An 18,076-nucleotide genomic window follows, 5' to 3' on the forward strand; every position below is an offset into this window, starting at 1 on the left:
ACTATAGAAATGTAATTTCAGAAAGGAAGAAACATCATAATTCTTTGAATTCACAAGAAAGTACATCAGAGTAGAATCTGTTGGGGTATTTAAATTATGCATGATGTTACATTCGGTAAGTCGAGGCAGTTTACGAAAAGAATCTGCCATCGCAAATAAAGTTAACACCTCGGGGAACAATAACTCATGAGGTGATTGTATGGATAAGCAATTAGCAAAGCGTGTGTTTTTGTGTTGTTGTGGTTTTTTGCTAGTAATTGCGATGATGGCATCCGTCTTGCCATCTGCTGAATTGATTAAGGTAAGCAGCGAGAAGAAAAAAGTGATGTATCTTACCTTTGATGATGGTCCAAGTCAGAATACGCAAGAAATATTAGATATTCTAGATCGTTTCCATGTGAAAGCAACCTTTTTCGTAACAGCAGAAAGCCCAGATCATATAAATATGATTAAAGAAGAGGTAAAAAGAGGCCATGCGATAGGAGTTCATACATATGCACATGACTATAAAACAATTTATACAAGTGTAGATGGTTATTTTAAAGATGTTGAAAAAATGAACGATATCATTGAGAAACAAACAGGAAAAAGGACAAAAATTCTGCGTTTTCCAGGTGGTGTCAGTAATACAGTCTCACGGAAATACGCCTCTAAGATTATGAGTAAATTAGCTAAAAAAGTTGAGGAACATGGGTATCACTATTATGACTGGAATGCTTCGAACGGTGATGGAAATTGTTATACAAGCGTGGATTCTTTGATAAACACAGGGCTAAAAGAAGTAAGAAATCAGGATACGGTCATGATGCTTATGCATGATGGAGGTGCCAATAAAGCTACTGTTGAGGCTTTGCCTACGCTGTTAAACAGTTATATACAACAAGGCTTTGAATTCCGGATCATCGATGATACAACGCCGGTTTTTCATCATCATATTGCAAATTAAAGGCAAATTCATTACACGATGGAAGAAAAAAAGAAGAAGGTTGCAGGTTATGGATACTGAATGAAATCATATCCAACAGGTTTACAAACTTCTTCTTTTCTATAGATTACTTTATTCTTTAAAGATGATAAGATTACTTCCTTCATTTGAAAGATAAGAACTATCGCTACTAATAATTGGGATACGTCATGATGTCTTTTCGAAGAAACGATAAAGACGAAACTTCCCTATAACAGAAAGTATTATCCGGCTTTTGAAACAAGCTCATTTTGATGATCAATATCTGCTTGTGTAATGGTTTCACCTTTATCTATCTTTTTGATTAACTTAATAGCATTCGTTACACAGGCTTCATTTGGTACCATAACATAGGCATTAAATCCATTAGCCGGTGTCCACTTGGTTGCGCCGCGGCCACTCACTTGAATTTGCTTGATATCCCAGCCACTCATATCATTCAACTGTGCTTTTACAAATGCTGTCATTTCACTTTGTGACATATTTGTCTGGAAGCTGCCGCTTACAGCACTCATAATACCTGTATAGTTTGTGATAATCGTAGGGGATAAGGCTTTGTTGATGATAGCTGTCAAAGCGCGCATTTGATTACGGCTACGTTCACGATCACCATCAGCTAATGAATAACGTTCACGAACAAAGCCAAGGGCTGCTTCACCACTCAAATTATTCTCGCCGACATTGATTTGATATCCGTTATTTGTCGTAAAGGCAAATGGAGAATTTACTGTGATACCACCTAATGCATCGACAATATTAATTAAACTTGAGAAATTTACACGTGCATAATAATTTAATTTGATATCCATAAAGTTCTCAACTGATTTCAAAGTACAATCAACACCAAAGATACCTGTATGGGTCAGTTTATCAAGCTGATTATCTTGACATACCTGAGGAATATAGAAATCACGAGGTACACCGGTCATTAAAATCTGATGTGTTTTAGGGTTAATAGATACGATCATATTAACATCGGAACGCGATACAGTAGCGATAGAACCATACGTATCAATACCGGTAATATACACATTAAATGGATCTTCGGTAACGTCAACACCTTTTGCCAATGCTTTTGATTTGGTCTCATATCGGTATTCTTTAATGACACGTGTCTTTTTGTTAAAATCAGAGTGTTCTTCTTCAAACATCCCGCGAGAACCTTCGTTAACTAAGATTGCGTCCACATTTCCATTGTATAAGTCATCACCATATTTCTTATAAGAAGAATAGCTAATGGTAACTGGCTTAGATCCTAAATCTTTTTCAATATCTGTCAATGCCTTGTTTTGGGTTTCTGAATCACCAATAGAGATTGTGCCAAGTTTCTTATCCTTTAAGTCATTGATTTCTTTCATTTTGCTATCTTTCATAACAACAACGGATAGGATAGATACATCGGTATCACTACCTGTCATTTTTGAGAAAGCATCACTTGTTTTAAATATATACCAATTACCTACAGCTAATAATAAGGAAAGAATAACGATGAGAACTTTTCCTAAAGCTCGGTTAAATCGATTTACTCTTTTACCCATCTGTAAATAATACATTGCCAATAATAGTAACAGAAGCAATACAGCAAGTATCATAAAATATTTCATAGGAATCAGATTAATTGTAAATGCTTGAACGATAAATGCTAAAGTAAGTACGGCATATATCAATATGAAATAAAATTCAGGCTTTTTATAGAACGCCTTTTTATTCGTGCTTTTTTTTGCCATGTTTTCAGCCCTTTCTTGTAATGATAAGCATATTTATTATACCTGTTTTCAAGCGTTTTTACTACATAAAATTCTTACGTTTCATTAAGCACTAAGAAATGGTAACAAAACAGAAATGCCGCTTTTACAAAAATAGGATGCTTGAAAGAAAAGTGTAGTGTATATCAGCTATGCGTTATTTTCTTGTTTTTCCCAAAGCATCTACAAAAGCATACAATTTATGCGTTATCTGCGAAAAAGATGGTAAACGAATAGGAAAAATGGTGATATACATGATACAATATACGTTAGAAACGGCAGGTGTTTATACATGTTACAAGATACCATTGCGGCAATTTCAACAGCAGCTGTAGATGGCGCCATCTCGATCATACGAATGAGTGGTGATGCGGCCATTCAAATTGTTGATTCCTTATGTTCGATCGATCTGACATCAAAAAAAAGTCATACAATCAGTTATGGTTTTATCCTAGACCCTATTACAAAAGAGGAAATTGATGAGGTGTTAGTATCGGTTTTTCGTGCTCCTAAAACATTTACAAGAGAGGATATCGTAGAGATCAATTGCCATGGCGGCCGTTATGTGACAAAAAAGATTCTGCAACTTTGTCTGATGCAGGGGGCACGCTTAGCAGAGCCGGGAGAATTCACGCGCAGAGCATTTTTAAATGGCCGAATTGATTTGACACAGGCAGAAGCTATTAACGATATGATTCTTGCGGATTCTAATGAGAGTCGGAAATTAGCAATGCATGGGATTCGCGGAAGTGTAAAAAAATTATTAGAGCCATTCATTAAAAATATTTTAGATATTATCGCGAATATAGAAGTGAATATCGATTACCCTGAATATGATGATGTTGAGATGTTGAGCAATGAAGTGATACTTCCTAAGATTCAAAAATGGCTTTCACAAATTGATCAATTATTAGAACGTGCTGAAAGTGGACAAATGATGAAAGAAGGTATCAAAACAGCGATCATCGGAAAACCAAATGTTGGGAAAAGCAGCTTGTTAAATGCCCTTCTGGAAGAAGATAAAGCAATTGTTACCGAAATAGCAGGAACCACCAGAGATATTGTGGAAGGTCATATTCACTTGGGTGGTTTGACTTTGAATTTGATAGATACAGCGGGAATTCGTGAAACAGAGGATGTTGTTGAAAAAATCGGTATCGAAAGAAGTATGAAAGCTATCGAAGATGCACAATTAATTATTTTAGTTTTAGATGCCAGTCGTCCATTGGATGAAGAAGATCAGCAACTGATGCAAATGACTGAAAATAAGACAAGAATTATTGTATATAATAAAAAAGATCTTAATCAACATATAAAAGGCATATGCATTTCTGCTCAGCATCATGAAATTGAACCGTTAATACATGAAGTACATCGATTATTTGACAGTCATAAAATTGTTATAGAAGAGCCCGTATTAGCGAATGAACGACAAATATCACAAATGATGAAAGCCAAAAAAAGTATGCTGTCAGCTGTTGATGCGATTGCGATGGGACTTGAACTTGATGTGGTAGAAATCGATATACAGGAAGCTTATACGGCATTAAAAGAGATATTAGGAGAAGTACATCGAGAAGATTTATTAGACACATTATTTGCTAATTTCTGTTTAGGTAAGTAAATATAGGATGGTTTTTAATCGACTGGTTACAGAAGCAGATTCTTAAAAAGAAGGTGAAAGATATGGACTATACATTAACAGATACTCATTGTCATATCACATGTGATGATCTATTTGAACGCATTGATGATGTGATTGAAAATGCAAAAAGGCATCATGTAGGAAGAATGCTGATTGTTTGTACGAATTTTAAAGAATTTGAACGTGCAAAAAGTTTAAAAAAGCAACATCCTGCAATCTTTGATATTGCGTTAGGCTTTCATCCCAATGATCTATATAAATTTGAAGAAAAAGATTATGTACGATTGGAAAGCTTATTACAGCATCATGAGTTGTGTGCACTTGGTGAAATAGGTTTGGATTATCATTGGGATGACGTAAAAAGAGAAGATCAGATAAAAGGCTTTATACGTCAGCTTGAAATGGCGAAAAAATACCACATTCCGATTCTTATACATATGCGAGAAGCCACAAAGGACACGCTTGACATCTTGAAAGAACACAGACCTTTACAAGGAATTTTCCACTGTTACAGCGGAAGTTATGAGACAGCTGTTGAGGCAATGAAATTAGGCTTTTATATTTCCTATGGCGGACCATTGACATTTAAAAATTCAAGAGGAGCTCCAGAGGTTGCTGAAAAACTTTCTGTAGACAGATTGTTTATTGAAACAGACAGCCCATATCTTACACCACATCCACATCGCGGCAAACAAAATGAGCCGATGTATGTTGAAGTAACCTTTCAACGCTTATGTGAAATAAAGGGTATGAGCGAAGCTGAGCTAGCTGAGCAATTAGAAAGAAATTATCAAAGGTTATTTTATAATACATAGCGGTTATAGGAACTTTGAAAAACAAAAAAGATAAGAAGATTTTATTTATTAGATAAATACTATTTTCTTATCTTTATTTTATATTGACAATGGAAAGTTTAAAGGTATTTCTACTCTTTATATCATTCATACTTTTTACCTATATAATATATAGCAAGTATTAAGCTACAGAAAAGAAAGGTTAGTAAAACGCCCTGTATGTTGCTTGTAACTGTTGAACCATATAATTTTATACATATACCGTGGATGAGAATGAATACATCAGCAGATAGCAGTGCCCAACTTTTAATTGTGGTACAGATATATGGCCAATTCCCATTATGGAAAGATAAACCGGTACAATGTATTCTGAAAATACCATGCATAACATAATGAATCTTATTTGAATCGTAATAGGAAGGTAATACCTTTGGGGTAAGAAAACAAAAATATCCTCCTAATAATAAGATGATAACACTAGTAGTTATGCTGCTTTGTAAGTCTGATATCGAGATATCTGCCATAGTAAACATGATAATTTCAAAGAAAAAGATGATGATGCATAGGAAATATGCGATGATCCAATGTTTTCGATGCTGTTGTAGCGTGTGATAGATGACGTGATCGTATGCATGAATATCGCATGGCTTCAAGGATTCGATATTCTGATGCTCACCTTTTAGTAGTTCAGTAACAGTGATATCAAATAAATTTGCTAGGGGCATAAGCAAGGGTATGCTGGGCATGCTTACTCCACGCTCCCATTTACTTACGGTTTTATCTGATACATACAACTTGTCAGCTAAATCTTTTTGTGTAAGCTTTTTTGCTTTTCTTAATTCACTTATATACGAACCGACTTTTTCATTATTTATCTGATCCATACATACACCTCCTGGCTATATCTTACAGTGTCATGCTTTTATAATCAATCGACTGTTAGTAGAGTTATGAAAAAGATGTAGATCATGATGGATAAAAAACTGTACGAGGTATTCATATAAGGGTTATGCGGCTGATTATAAAAAAGTCATAAAAAAAACTGAAGGAAGTCAGCAATGATGTTGATGTTTCTTCAGCTTATTTCGCATATTTGTTTTTAAAATCCATCAGTTTTTGAAAGGTCTCCTCACTGATGACATGTTCAATGTGACAGGCATCCTCATCAGCATTTTCAGCACTGACACCAAGTACATCTTGTAAAAAACCGCTGATGGTTTCATGACGCAAATAAATACTTTTTGCCAAATCTCTTCCGGCATCGGTGAGATGAATATCTCCATAGCTTTCTTGTAAGACATACCCTTTTTCTTTTAACACATTCATGGCTTTGTTTACACTGGGTTTGGATACATGCATGCGACTTGCGACATCCACACAGCGAATTTTTCCGGTTTCTTCCAATATCAGCAATGTTTCTAAATAATCTTCTAAAGATTCCCCTAATTTCATGCAATCACCTCAATATACTTTCTTTAAATATATCATAAAATCAAGACTGTGAACATAAGTTTGTGTAATTCTCTTCTTTAAAGCCAACAAGAACAACTTGCTCTGTTACAAGAAGCGGACGTTTGATTAACATGCCATGCTCACTCAGCAATTTCAATTGTTCTTCCTCGCTCATCAAAGGAAGACGTTCTTTCATATGTAGTTCTTTGTATAAATTACCACTGGTATTAAAGAATTTCTTTAAAGGAAGTCCGCTTTGTTTCCACCATGTGCTTAGCTCTGCAGCACTTGGTGTATCTTCCACGATATGACGTGCTTCTACCTCAACACCAAGGGATAGTAAGTGCTTTTTCGCTTTTTGACATGTGGAGCATTTCGGATATTCAATAAATAAGACTTTCATTTTAGCCACCTCACTTAGAAATATCATAGGGGAAATTTGCCGGAATTGCAATCTTTCTGCCTATATCATAAGCCTTTATATTTCTTAAATTGTTTGCGGCATAGTATATGATAGAAAATTGAAATAGCACCTATGACACATAAGATGATACATAGCGCTAAGAAAGAGATGGTGATAGTTCCGGTATAGTGTGTATTTGCCCAAAGCATGATACCTATATAGCAAACAGCATAAATAATTATATAGATGATCCAACTATATTCTTTAAAACGCAAAACAGTGCGGCCTTGTGCAAAATCAGCTAATAAAATGGCAGCAGATACGGCAAGAGCGGTACAGAAATCATTTACAGTAAAGGTAAATGTATAGTGTGTGAAAGAAATAGATGTCGTATCATCAAGACCTATCAAAGACAAAAGCAAGATCATGATAAAGAAGATGAAGATAGCACCGGAAAAGATGTATAATAAACGCAAAATATGTTCTAGCATGGTTTCTTTTACAGCATTTTCGCTGATTTGATTGCAGAACTCTTCAAGATCACCGAAAGCTTCTTCTGTTGGGATGTCACGTTGTTGATTATCCAAGGCTAAGGCGAGCACATCGTCAAGAATATCACGGAATACAGTATTGCTGATATGACGAGAGGATAAATTACGAGCAATCTTTGTATATACTTTTTTATAATCGTGGTGCAGATCTTTTACTTTATTTTTCATAAAGACACCTCCGTTTTTATGCTGCTTCTTTATAGGAAAAGTAATTCTTATGCTGTGTATGAAAGTACAGGTATAACAAAATAGGTGTTAAGAGAATACATATGCCAATAAAAACTATAGGAATTATAATAGAATGAGGCAAATAAGGCGATAACATAGGAGGCATTATACAAATTAGTAAAGCATAGAGGGGTATCATAATGGCGTAACGACCAAATTCTAAACGAAAGGATAAACGGTTGATTATAAAGATGGTCATAGGGATACCTATAAATGTCAAAATATAGCGTATAAGTTCATCTGCAGTAAAACGTATCTCACCATGGTTATTGAAGATTCCGATTAGGAAAAGAAGTGTGATAAAAATGCATAGCAGTCCGCCATATAAACCTACTTTTTCTATCGTTGTTTCTTTTACGGCATTGCGGGAAATCTCATCACAAAACTGTTGATAATCTCCAAAAACTTCTTTAGGCTTTAAATTGCGCTGTTGATTATCCAAAGCCATCACAAGAATATCTTCTAGAATGTCATACAAAACCAAACGATTAATATGCTTGCTAGTTAAATAATCTTTCATTAAATGGAAGGTTGTTAGATAATCGCTATTAAGACCACGCTCATCTAATTTATTTTTGTAAAACATCATTCTCACCTCCTGATGTACTCTTGTAGTTAAGAAACTGTTGATAATGCTTATGCCGCAGCCAGTAAGACAAACTTAGCATGATTACACAAATGAAACAAATACAACCAATAAATAATAAAGGAATATGCATCTTAGCTGGCAGGAGATAAGGAGCTATTAAATACATACCGCCATCAATAACAATAAAGCCTATAATTATGATAAGAATACGCATTTTAGGTAGATGGAAAGCATATCTTTGATAGATATACATAACTAAAGTTATCATTAAGAAATCTGTGAAGTACATACAGAAGTCTGCTCTGTCATAAAGCAGATAGCCAAGTTGTAGGGTCGTTTGTAAGGAAAAAAGTAATTCTTTTAAGAAGCTTAAACTAAATAACATAAGAAAGGCACCTAGGTATAAAGAAATTGTTTCTAACTTTGTTTCCGCAATGGCATTTTTTGATACCTCATCACAGAAACTTTCATAATCGCCAAAGGTTTCATGTGGTGAAGCTCCACGTAGTTGTCCTTCTTCGGCGATTGCTAAAATGTCTGCTAAGATATCTTTACGAATGAGTTTGTTTATGTTTTTTGTATATAGATACTCACACATTGTTTGATAAACTTGACGATATTCCTTGTTTAAGTTTCCTGTATCTTTCATCGTGTTCACTCCTTTCGATTATGCTCTTGTACCACCTGCATAAACATTATGCATTATATTATTACGTATCTTTTCTATCATCGAATAATACAAGCATGGTATGTTCTAGAATTTGCCAATTTTCGTAAAATTCAGCTAAATACATTTTGCCTGCTTCTGTAATCTGATAATACTTACGTTTAGGACCTAGCGGTGATGCTTTTTTCTCAGCCTTGATATAATGTTGTTTTTCTAAGCGCAATAATATGGGATACAAGGTACCTTCACTGACATCTATCCAGCCGGCTTCTTTCATGCCCATTAAAATCTCATAGCCATATGTTGTTTGCTTTTCGATAATCTTGAGAATACATCCTTCCAGACTCCCACGCATCAGCTGTGTTTTGTCATACATGCAATCACCTCTACTTTGTTACACAAGGTACTTCCTTCAACTACATTGTAACACAAAGTAGCATAGACGCAAGAAGGTATTAAAAAATTAAGATATTTTCAGAAATTAATGAACGAGGATATCAAACTACTTATGTAGCAAGGGGACACAGGCTTTGTTTTTATCTGTTATTTTTAGCAACCGTTTCTATGCTATATTGAATACAGGTAAAAATGATAATAAACCTGCATAAATATATGTAAAAATTAAGAAAACCTATTGTAATACCATAGGAAGTTTAGTAAAATAATCATGTATTGACAATATGCTTGTATATACTCCATAATATGGATGGAGAGTTTCTAGCCGTGAGCCGTAAATTCACGGGCTACAAGCAAACAATTACTCTTTCTTTTTGTTCGGGACGTACTTGTTTGCTTGGCAGGCAGGTACGTCTTTATATTTTTATAGGAGGTCTTACTTATGGTCTTAAGAAGATGCACTATATTAATTACACAATTCAACGGTTTTTAGTGTACATATTAAGAGATGCTTGATATGTATTTTTTATTTCTAAGGAGGAAAAGCAAATGAGTGAAAAGAAACCTATCGTCAGTATTTTAATGGGAAGTCGCAGTGATCTTCCTACTATGGAAGCTTGTTTCAATCAGCTGAAGGAATTCGATATCCCCTTTGAAGCACATGCTTTATCAGCACATCGTACGCCAAATGAAGTTATCGCATTGGCAGAAGGCGCAAAGAAACGCGGTATTAAGGTTATTATCGCAGCTGCCGGTGGAGCTGCACACTTAGGTGGTGTGATTGCTAGTTCTACGACATTACCAGTGATTGGTGTTCCTATTCAGACAAGTGCATTAGGTGGTATGGACTCTTTGCTGAGTACGGTGCAAATGCCTGGTGGAATTCCTGTCGCAACTGTCGCAATCGGTAAAGCCGGCGCAAAAAATGCCGCCATCCTGGCAGCACAGATGATTGCCTTGAGCGATGATGAAATGGCTGAAAAAATGGAAGCCTTTAAGAAAGCAATGGCTGAAAAAGTTATCAAAGATTCCGTAATTGAAGTGGAATAATATAAGGAGAAGAAGATGAACTATCGTGTGTATGTGAAGAAGAAAGAAGCTTTTCGTGTAGAAGCAGATTCTTTATTTCATGAATTAAAACAGAATTTGAATTTATCTGATGTACATGGTATTGAGCTTTACAATGTCTATGATGTTTTTCATGGGGATGACCATGATATGGAACTGTTAAAGGATAAGGTATTATCAGAAAAAGTAACAGATGAAGTATTTGATGAGATCGCATTGGAAGGAAAGACATACATTGCATATGAATGCCTGCCAGGTCAATATGATCAGCGTGCTGATAGCGCACAGCAATGTTTGATGCTGTTGAATAATAAGCAGGATGTTGTTATCAAAAGTGGAAAGATCGTTATTCTAGATGGCAGTGTAAGTGAAGAAGAACTTATCGCCATTAAGAACTATCTTATTAACCCTGTGGAAATGAGAGAGAAAGATCTCTCTGTGTTAATCAATGAAGAAGATGTAGAAATCGAAGCTGTTCCGGTTTTAGAAGGTTTCTGTGCTTTGGATGAAGCAGGCTTAGAAGCACTTCGTCAGGAACATGGCTTAGCTATGACCTTGGCAGATATTGCCCATGTGCAGAAGTATTTCAAAGAAGAAGAACAGCGTGATCTGACTTTAACGGAATTAAAGGTATTGGATACTTATTGGTCTGATCATTGTCGTCATACAACATTTGAAACAATCTTACAGAATGTGACCTTTGATGCCGGTTCTTTACAGGATAGCATCCAGAAGGCATATGAAACTTATTTGCATTTACGTGAAGAGGTACATGGTAATAAGAAAGTCATGACCTTGATGGATATGGCAACCATTGCCGGTAAATATTTGCGTAAGAATGGTAAATTGGAAGACATGGAAGTCAGTGATGAAATCAATGCCTGCTCCATTGAAATCACGGTGGATGTAGATGGTGAAGATCAGCAGTGGCTGTTGATGTTTAAGAATGAAACGCATAACCATCCAACGGAAATTGAACCATTTGGTGGCGCATCCACTTGTATCGGTGGTGCCATCCGTGACCCATTGTCAGGAAGAAGCTATGTTTATCAGGCAATGCGTATTACCGGTGCCGGTGATATTACAAAAGATATTAAGGAAGCTTTACCAAACAAATTGCCACAATCCCGTATTTCTAAGGGGGCGGCTGCCGGATATTCTTCTTATGGAAACCAGATTGGTTTAGCAACCACATATGTAAAAGAAATTTATAATGATGGCTATGTCGCAAAACGTATGGAAGTTGGTGCAGTCGTTGGAGCAGCACCGAAAGAAAATGTTGTGCGTAAAAAACCAAATGCCGGTGACATCGTTGTCTTGATTGGTGGAGCTACCGGACGTGATGGTGTCGGTGGAGCTACCGGTTCCAGTAAGGAACACAATGACACCTCTTTAACGAAATGTTCCAGTGAGGTTCAAAAAGGAAATGCACCGATTGAACGTAAGCTGCAGCGCTTGTTCCGTAATCCAAAGGCGACACGTTTGATTAAGAAAGCCAATGACTTTGGGGCCGGCGGTGTCAGTGTTGCCGTTGGTGAATTAGCCGATGGTTTACAAATTGATTTGGATAAAGTGCCAGTAAAATACAGCGGTTTATCTGGTACTGAGTTGGCAATTTCTGAATCACAGGAACGGATGGCTGTATTAATTGAAGAAAAAGACTTTGATGAGTTTAAACAATATGCCTATGAAGAAAATCTTGATGCCTGCATCGTCGCCGTGGTAACCGAAGAACCACGCTTGGTAATGCAGTTCCAGGGTAAGGAAATCGTGAATATGTCACGTGCTTTCCTGGATACCAATGGTGTGCGTGGCTTACAGGATGTTCTTGTGAAAGAAGGCTTAACAACAAAAGATCCATTCCACAGTAGTGTGAAAAGCATTGAAGAAGACTTACAGCAGCCAAATGTTGCTTCTCAGATTGGCTTGGCTGAAATGTTCGATGCTTCCATCGGTAAGTCTACTGTTTTAATGCCATTTGGCGGTAAGTATCAATTAACTGAAACAGAAGGCAGCGTACAGAAATTGCCTGTCTTTGGTTTCACAAATACCGCAAGCATCATGACACATGGATATCATCCTGAGGTATCTTTATACTCTCCTTATTTAGGAGCTAGCTATTCTGTCGTAGAAGCCCTAGCAAGAGTGACCGCGTTAGGTGGTAATTATGCTACTTGTCGTTTAACCAATCAAGAATATTTTGAACGTTTACATACAGACCCTGAAAAATGGGGCAAACCTATGCAGGCACTGCTTGGTTTGATTGAGGCAGAAATGGCATTTGAAACACCGGCAATCGGTGGTAAGGATTCTATGTCCGGAACCTTTAATGATATCAGTGTGCCACCTACCTTGATTACTTTTGCCGTCACAACCGAAAAGACAGACAATATCATTTCCAGTGAATGCAAAGCAGCAGGTCATAACCTGTATCTGGTAAAACACACACCAAAAGCAAACAAGACTCCGGATTATGAACAGTTAAAGAAAAACTTTGCCCTTGTGCGCGAGCATATCTTAAATAAGGATATCGTAGCTGCTGCTACTGTGAAATTCGGTGGTATTGCCGAAACCTTATGCAAGATGAGCTTTGGTAATAAGATTGGTATCGATGTTGTGACAAATGAGCCTGTTTTTGATATCAGCATCGGTTCTATCATCGTTGAAAGTGATAAGGTAATCGAAGATGATGCCTTCATCCTGTTAGGTACAACAACCGATACAAACAGTATTCGTATCAATGAGGAACGTATCAACATTGATGATGCTATCGCTGTTTGGTGCAAGCGTTATGATAAGATTTATCCAATGAGTGTTGATCATGATGGAAAACGTGTGGATACACCTACCTATACAAGCACAGAACATAAGCAAGCAAGCAAGACATATGATAAACCGAAAGTTATTATTCCGGTCTTCCCTGGTCAAAACTGTGAATATGACACAAAACAGCAGTTTGAACGTGCCGGTGCCGAAGTTGAAATCTATGTCTTCAACAATCTGAATGTTACAAGCATTGAACGCAGTTTGAAGGAATTAAGTGAAAAAATTGCCCATGCCCAGATCTTAATGCTGGTTGGTGGCTTCTCCAGCGGTGATGAGCCAGATGGCAGCGGTAAGTTTATTGCGAATGTCTTAAGTAATCCATTGGTAAATGAAGCAGTCCAGACATTGTTAGATAACGATGGTTTGATTCTTGGTATCTGTAATGGATTCCAGGCATTGATCAAGAGTGGCTTATTGCCATATGGCAATATTGAAGGGCTGAATGAAGCTTCTCCTACCTTGTTCCGTAACAACATCAACCGCCATGTTTCGCATATTGCGACAACGAAAGTTACCAGCAATAAATCTCCTTGGCTGTCTAGCTTTACACCAAATGACTGCCATAGCATTGCCATGTCACATGGAGAAGGTAAGTTTGTGGTAAGTGAAGAAGTTGCCAAAGAACTGTTTGAAAACGGACAGGTTGCGACCCAATATGTTGATCTTGAGGGTAATCCAACCATGGATGGTACGTATAATATCAACGGTTCTTACTATGCCATTGAGGGTATTACCTCTAAGGATGGTCGTATCTTAGGTAAGATGGGACATAGTGAACGTTATGAAGATGGACTGTTTAAGAATATTGATGGTAATAAACTACAGAACATCTTTGAAAACGGTGTGAACTACTTTAAAAATAAATAAGAAGGAATGAAAAAGATAGCAATGCCTGTGTACACATCCTCAGGCATCGCTATCATGTATAGGATATACAGAAAGGTAAAGAGAATATGAGTGATAAGTATAGAGAAGCCGGTGTCAATCTGGAAGCTGGCTATGAATCCGTAAGATTGATTAAAAGTCATGTGGCACGTACAAAGGTAAAGGGTGCGATTGATTCTATCGGTGCATTTGGTGGTATGTTTGATTTATCCATGTTAAATATGAAAGAGCCGGTTTTGGTTTCCGGTACAGATGGTGTTGGTACCAAACTGATGATTGCTTTTGCTATGGATAAGCATGATAGCGTTGGTATTGATGCAGTCGCAATGTGTGTAAATGATGTTTTGGTACAAGGAGCTGCGCCAATCTTCTTCTTAGATTATTTGGCAGTGGGCAAGAATGAGCCAACGAAGATCGAGCAATTGGTAAAAGGTGTTGCGGATGGCTGTGTGCAGGCAGAATGTGCTTTGATTGGCGGCGAAACAGCAGAAATGCCGGATATGTATGATGTACAGCATTACGATATTGCCGGTTTCTGTGTGGGTGCTGTAGATAAATGTAATCTGTTAGATGGCCAGAAGATTGAAAAAGGCAATGTGTTGATTGGCTTACCAAGCTCCGGTGTACATTCAAATGGGTTCTCTTTGATTCGCAAGGTTTTATTAAAGGATGCGAAATTAGATTTACATAAGCGTTATGAAGAATTAGGTAATGAAAAACTAGGTGATGTTTTATTAACCCCTACCAAGATTTATGTCAAAGCTATTAAACACTTGCTAGGTAAGGTGGATATCAAAGGCATGAGTCATATTACCGGTGGCGGTTTCTATGAAAACGTACCTAGAATGTTAAAGGATGGACAGGGTGTTTCTATCGATTTAACAACATATCCACATAAACCAATCTTTGATTTCATCGCGAAGACAGGGGATATTCCTATGAAGGAAATGTGCAATGTCTTCAACATGGGTATTGGCTTTATGATGGCTGTGGATAAAGCAGATGTAGAAAAGGTACAAAGCCTGTTACAGGAAATCGGCGAAGAATCTTATGTCATCGGTGAAGTAACCGATAGTGGAAGTGTGGATTTAACATGGTAAACATTGCGATATTTGCCAGTGGCAATGGTTCTAACTTTGAGAATCTTGTCAACGAAATAAACAATGGACATATTGATAATGCCGTTTGTAAGGTATTGATTATTGATAAGGAACAAGCATATGCCAAAGAGCGTGCAGCGCGTTTAGGTATTCCATGTGTCTATGTGAATCCTAAGGGCTATGGCGGTAAAGAAGGCTATGAAACAGAAATCATGAAAACCTTAGAGAACTACGAGGTTGAATTGATTGTTCTAGCAGGATATATGCGTTTTATTGGCAAGGTGTTGTTAAGCAACTATCCAAATCGTATCATCAATCTGCATCCGGCATATTTACCTGCCTTCCCCGGTGCGCATAGCATTCAAGATGCTTTTGAAGCAAAGGTATCTTATACAGGGGTTACCGTGCATTATGTAGATGAAGGTGTCGATACAGGGGAAATCATCCATCAGGAAAAGATCATGATTGATCCTGCATGGGATCTGGAAACCCTAGAAGAGCATGTGCATGCGAAGGAATATGATATGTTTCCACGTGTCTTAAAGACAGTTTGTGAACGTATGGAAGAATATAAATAAAGAAAGAGCGGTGTTATTATGAAACGAGCATTAGTAAGTGTATCTGATAAAACAAATCTGATTGAATTCGTATCCGGATTAAAAGAATTAGGTTATGAAATTATATCTACCGGTGGTACAAAGAAGGCTTTGGATAATGCCGGTTTAGATACTATTGGTATCTCAGAGGTTACCGGTTTTCCGGAAATCATGGATGGTCGTGTAAAAACATTACATCCAAAGGTACATGGAGCGTTATTGTGTGTACGTGATAATCCGGAGCATGTTCGTCAGCTGCAGGAATTAGGTATTGATTATATTGATTTGGTTTGTGTAAACTTGTATCCCTTCAAACAAACCGTACAAAAACCAGGTGTAACGCATGAAGAAATCATCGAGAATATTGATATCGGCGGACCTAGCATGCTGCGTAGCGCATCTAAGAACTATCGCTATATTCCGGTCATTGTGGATCCAAATGATTATGATGCAGTGCTGAAGGAACTGCGCGAAATGGGGGAAACTTGTCCGGTGACAAGAGAATTCTTGGCTGCTAAAGTCTTCCGTCATACAGCAGCATACGATGCGATGATTGCGGACTATCTAACAAATAAAACGGGTGAGAAATATCCTGAAAAATTAACGATTACCTTCGATAAGGTACAAGACCTTCGTTATGGAGAAAACCCACATCAAAGTGCTGCCTTCTATAAAGGTATGAAACCTTCTTACTCCTTAGCAAATGCCAAACAGCTGCATGGTAAGGAATTATCTTACAACAACATTCAGGATGGCAATGCAGCAATTGAAATCTTAAAGGATTTTGAAGGACAGTGTGCCGTTGTTGGATTAAAACATATGAATCCATGTGGTGTAGGTATTGGTGCGACCTTGGAAGAAGCATGGGATAAGGCATATGAAGCAGATCCGATTTCCATCTTCGGTGGTATCGTGGCTATGAATGAGCCGGTCAATGCAGCAGTTGCGGAAAAACTGGCAAATATTTTCTTAGAAATCATCATTGCGCCTTACTTTGAACCGGCCGCATTTGAAATCTTATCAAAGAAAAAGAATATCCGTCTGATGGAATTGGATACGACATTAGAAGTAACTACAAAATATAAATATACGAATGTTAACGATGGCTTATTGGTACAGGATATTGATGATCATAAGCTGAAAGAAGAGGATCTGCGTTGTGTAACAAACCGTAAGCCTACGGAAGAAGAAATGAAACAATTGTTGTTCGCATGGAAGGTTGTAAAACATGTGAAATCCAATGCCATCGTATTGGTAAAGGATAACATGACAATCGGAGTTGGTGCCGGTCAGATGAATCGTGTCGGTGCGGCAAAGATTGCCATTGAGCAAGCTGGTGAAAAAGCTAAAGGTTCTGTTATGAGCAGTGATGCTTTCTTCCCTATGCCAGATACTGTAGAAGAAGCAGTGAAAGCAGGGGTAACAGCCATTATTCAACCAGGTGGTTCTATCAAGGATCAGCTGTCCATTGATGTGTGCAATGAACATGGCATTGCGATGGTGTATACCGGAGTGCGTCACTTTAAACACTAAGATAGGAACATAAGAATGACAAAAGAAGATTGGATATTCAGCACTTTCGTTGCTCATATGCAATCTTCTTTTTTTTAACAGCTCTGCTTCATTACTATTTTTATATAGCTCATGTAAGAGGGGTTAAATAATATTGAAAAAGCAGTTTTCTATCCTACGAGTTATCTTCTTACTATCTTTATATGACGCTAACAATGCAAAGCATTTGCATAGCTTATAAACTACGATTTCTCAAAAATCTACAGTATGAAAAAAGCGCTATGTTCTTTATCCATCTATGTAATACTTCAGCAACGAAAAGGATGCTGTCTGTTTATGAACCGATTTCAGGTTCTAAGTTTTCAAAAAGTGGATCATCAAAAAATTCTATTATCGTGATGGATAAGCCATCACATATTTTTTTAATTGTTGATATCGTTGGATTTTTACTTTTTCCAAACTTAATATTATTTAATGTTGATTGTGTGATACCACATGTTGTGCTAAGACCATTTAAGGTGATTTCGTTCGTTTTGCATAATTGCAAGATACGTTTACAGCTTGCTTCTCCTATTGTCATAAATATCGCCCCTTTATACTATTTATTTTACTTAGATATACTACAAAAGGTTAACTATATTGGGTTATTATGATA

Annotated in this window: 17 protein-coding genes and 1 riboswitch; of the genes, 8 read left to right on the forward strand and 9 right to left on the reverse strand. The window is 37.1% G+C overall.

Features of this window, described 5'->3' with window-relative positions:
* Positions 1 to 199 precede the first annotated feature (199 nt).
* Complete coding sequence (locus EDD61_RS03705) at positions 200 to 946, forward strand: polysaccharide deacetylase family protein (RefSeq protein WP_008690279.1); 747 nt, start codon at positions 200 to 202, stop codon at positions 944 to 946.
* A gap of 242 nt (positions 947 to 1,188) precedes the next feature.
* Here the strand turns inward: EDD61_RS03705 and EDD61_RS03710 are convergent, their stop codons facing one another.
* On the reverse strand, positions 1,189 to 2,691 hold the full coding sequence (locus tag EDD61_RS03710; RefSeq protein WP_008690280.1) for an LCP family protein: 1,503 nt from the start codon (positions 2,689 to 2,691) through the stop codon (positions 1,189 to 1,191).
* Positions 2,692 to 3,001: 310 nt separating this feature from the next.
* Here EDD61_RS03710 and mnmE point away from each other — a divergent pair, with 310 nt between their 5' ends.
* Both mnmE and EDD61_RS03720 read left to right on the forward strand, forming a co-directional pair.
* The gene (gene mnmE / locus EDD61_RS03715) at positions 3,002 to 4,333 is read left to right on the forward strand and encodes a tRNA uridine-5-carboxymethylaminomethyl(34) synthesis GTPase MnmE (protein ID WP_008977989.1); all 1,332 of its coding nucleotides are present in this window, start codon (positions 3,002 to 3,004) and stop codon (positions 4,331 to 4,333) included.
* Between the two features lie 62 nt (positions 4,334 to 4,395).
* Positions 4,396 to 5,169 carry a TatD family hydrolase gene (locus EDD61_RS03720; protein ID WP_117547832.1) on the forward strand — a complete coding sequence of 258 codons (774 nt, stop codon included), beginning with the start codon at positions 4,396 to 4,398 and terminating at the stop codon, positions 5,167 to 5,169.
* 122 nt (positions 5,170 to 5,291) lie between these two features.
* Here EDD61_RS03720 and EDD61_RS03725 read toward each other — a convergent pair whose 3' ends face one another.
* From EDD61_RS03725 to EDD61_RS03755, 7 genes are all read right to left on the reverse strand, one after another.
* The gene (locus tag EDD61_RS03725; RefSeq protein ID WP_132224063.1) at positions 5,292 to 6,032 is read right to left on the reverse strand and encodes a helix-turn-helix domain-containing protein; all 741 of its coding nucleotides are present in this window, start codon (positions 6,030 to 6,032) and stop codon (positions 5,292 to 5,294) included.
* 196 nt (positions 6,033 to 6,228) lie between these two features.
* The gene (locus EDD61_RS03730) at positions 6,229 to 6,600 is read right to left on the reverse strand and encodes a metal-dependent transcriptional regulator (protein ID WP_008690284.1); all 372 of its coding nucleotides are present in this window, start codon (positions 6,598 to 6,600) and stop codon (positions 6,229 to 6,231) included.
* 40 nt (positions 6,601 to 6,640) lie between these two features.
* Positions 6,641 to 7,003, reverse strand: a complete 363-nt coding sequence (locus EDD61_RS03735; RefSeq protein ID WP_132224065.1) for an arsenate reductase family protein — start codon at positions 7,001 to 7,003, stop codon at positions 6,641 to 6,643.
* 65 nt (positions 7,004 to 7,068) lie between these two features.
* The gene (locus EDD61_RS03740; protein WP_008690288.1) at positions 7,069 to 7,722 is read right to left on the reverse strand and encodes a membrane protein; all 654 of its coding nucleotides are present in this window, start codon (positions 7,720 to 7,722) and stop codon (positions 7,069 to 7,071) included.
* Positions 7,723 to 7,738: 16 nt separating this feature from the next.
* Positions 7,739 to 8,368 carry a hypothetical protein gene (locus tag EDD61_RS03745; RefSeq protein ID WP_207900960.1) on the reverse strand — a complete coding sequence of 210 codons (630 nt, stop codon included), beginning with the start codon at positions 8,366 to 8,368 and terminating at the stop codon, positions 7,739 to 7,741.
* A complete protein-coding gene (locus EDD61_RS03750) occupies positions 8,352 to 9,020 on the reverse strand; it encodes a hypothetical protein (protein ID WP_132224067.1) in 669 nt (222 codons plus the stop codon). Before EDD61_RS03750 ends, EDD61_RS03745 begins: the two co-directional genes overlap by 17 nt.
* Positions 9,021 to 9,081: 61 nt before the next feature.
* Entirely contained in the window at positions 9,082 to 9,414 is a 333-nt protein-coding gene (locus tag EDD61_RS03755) for a PadR family transcriptional regulator (protein WP_132224069.1), read from the reverse strand.
* A 288-nt stretch (positions 9,415 to 9,702) separates the two neighbouring features.
* Positions 9,703 to 9,804: riboswitch (purine riboswitch) on the forward strand.
* Positions 9,805 to 9,983: 179 nt separating this feature from the next.
* On the opposite strand from EDD61_RS03755, the gene purE reads away from it, so the two are divergent.
* From purE to purH, 5 genes are all read left to right on the forward strand, one after another.
* A complete protein-coding gene (gene purE / locus EDD61_RS03760) occupies positions 9,984 to 10,484 on the forward strand; it encodes a 5-(carboxyamino)imidazole ribonucleotide mutase (RefSeq protein WP_008690292.1) in 501 nt (166 codons plus the stop codon).
* A gap of 15 nt (positions 10,485 to 10,499) precedes the next feature.
* Positions 10,500 to 14,195, forward strand: a complete 3,696-nt coding sequence (locus EDD61_RS03765; protein WP_132224071.1) for a phosphoribosylformylglycinamidine synthase — start codon at positions 10,500 to 10,502, stop codon at positions 14,193 to 14,195.
* Between the two features lie 86 nt (positions 14,196 to 14,281).
* Positions 14,282 to 15,313, forward strand: coding sequence for a phosphoribosylformylglycinamidine cyclo-ligase (purM, locus tag EDD61_RS03770; protein WP_132224073.1), 1,032 nt, complete (start codon positions 14,282 to 14,284; stop codon positions 15,311 to 15,313).
* Positions 15,307 to 15,891, forward strand: a complete 585-nt coding sequence (gene purN, locus EDD61_RS03775; RefSeq protein WP_132224075.1) for a phosphoribosylglycinamide formyltransferase — start codon at positions 15,307 to 15,309, stop codon at positions 15,889 to 15,891. Before purM ends, purN begins: the two co-directional genes overlap by 7 nt.
* 18 nt (positions 15,892 to 15,909) lie before the next feature.
* Positions 15,910 to 17,442: a bifunctional phosphoribosylaminoimidazolecarboxamide formyltransferase/IMP cyclohydrolase gene (gene purH, locus EDD61_RS03780; RefSeq protein WP_132224077.1), complete on the forward strand. Its 1,533-nt coding sequence runs from the start codon at positions 15,910 to 15,912 to the stop codon at positions 17,440 to 17,442.
* A gap of 313 nt (positions 17,443 to 17,755) precedes the next feature.
* Here the strand turns inward: purH and EDD61_RS03785 are convergent, their stop codons facing one another.
* A complete protein-coding gene (locus tag EDD61_RS03785; RefSeq protein ID WP_008690297.1) occupies positions 17,756 to 18,001 on the reverse strand; it encodes a helix-turn-helix domain-containing protein in 246 nt (81 codons plus the stop codon).
* Positions 18,002 to 18,076 lie beyond the last annotated feature (75 nt).

Origin of the sequence: Longicatena caecimuris, from assembly GCF_004341945.1 — a bacterium.
In the GTDB taxonomy this organism is placed as follows: domain Bacteria; phylum Bacillota_I; class Bacilli_A; order Erysipelotrichales; family Erysipelotrichaceae; genus Longicatena; species Longicatena caecimuris.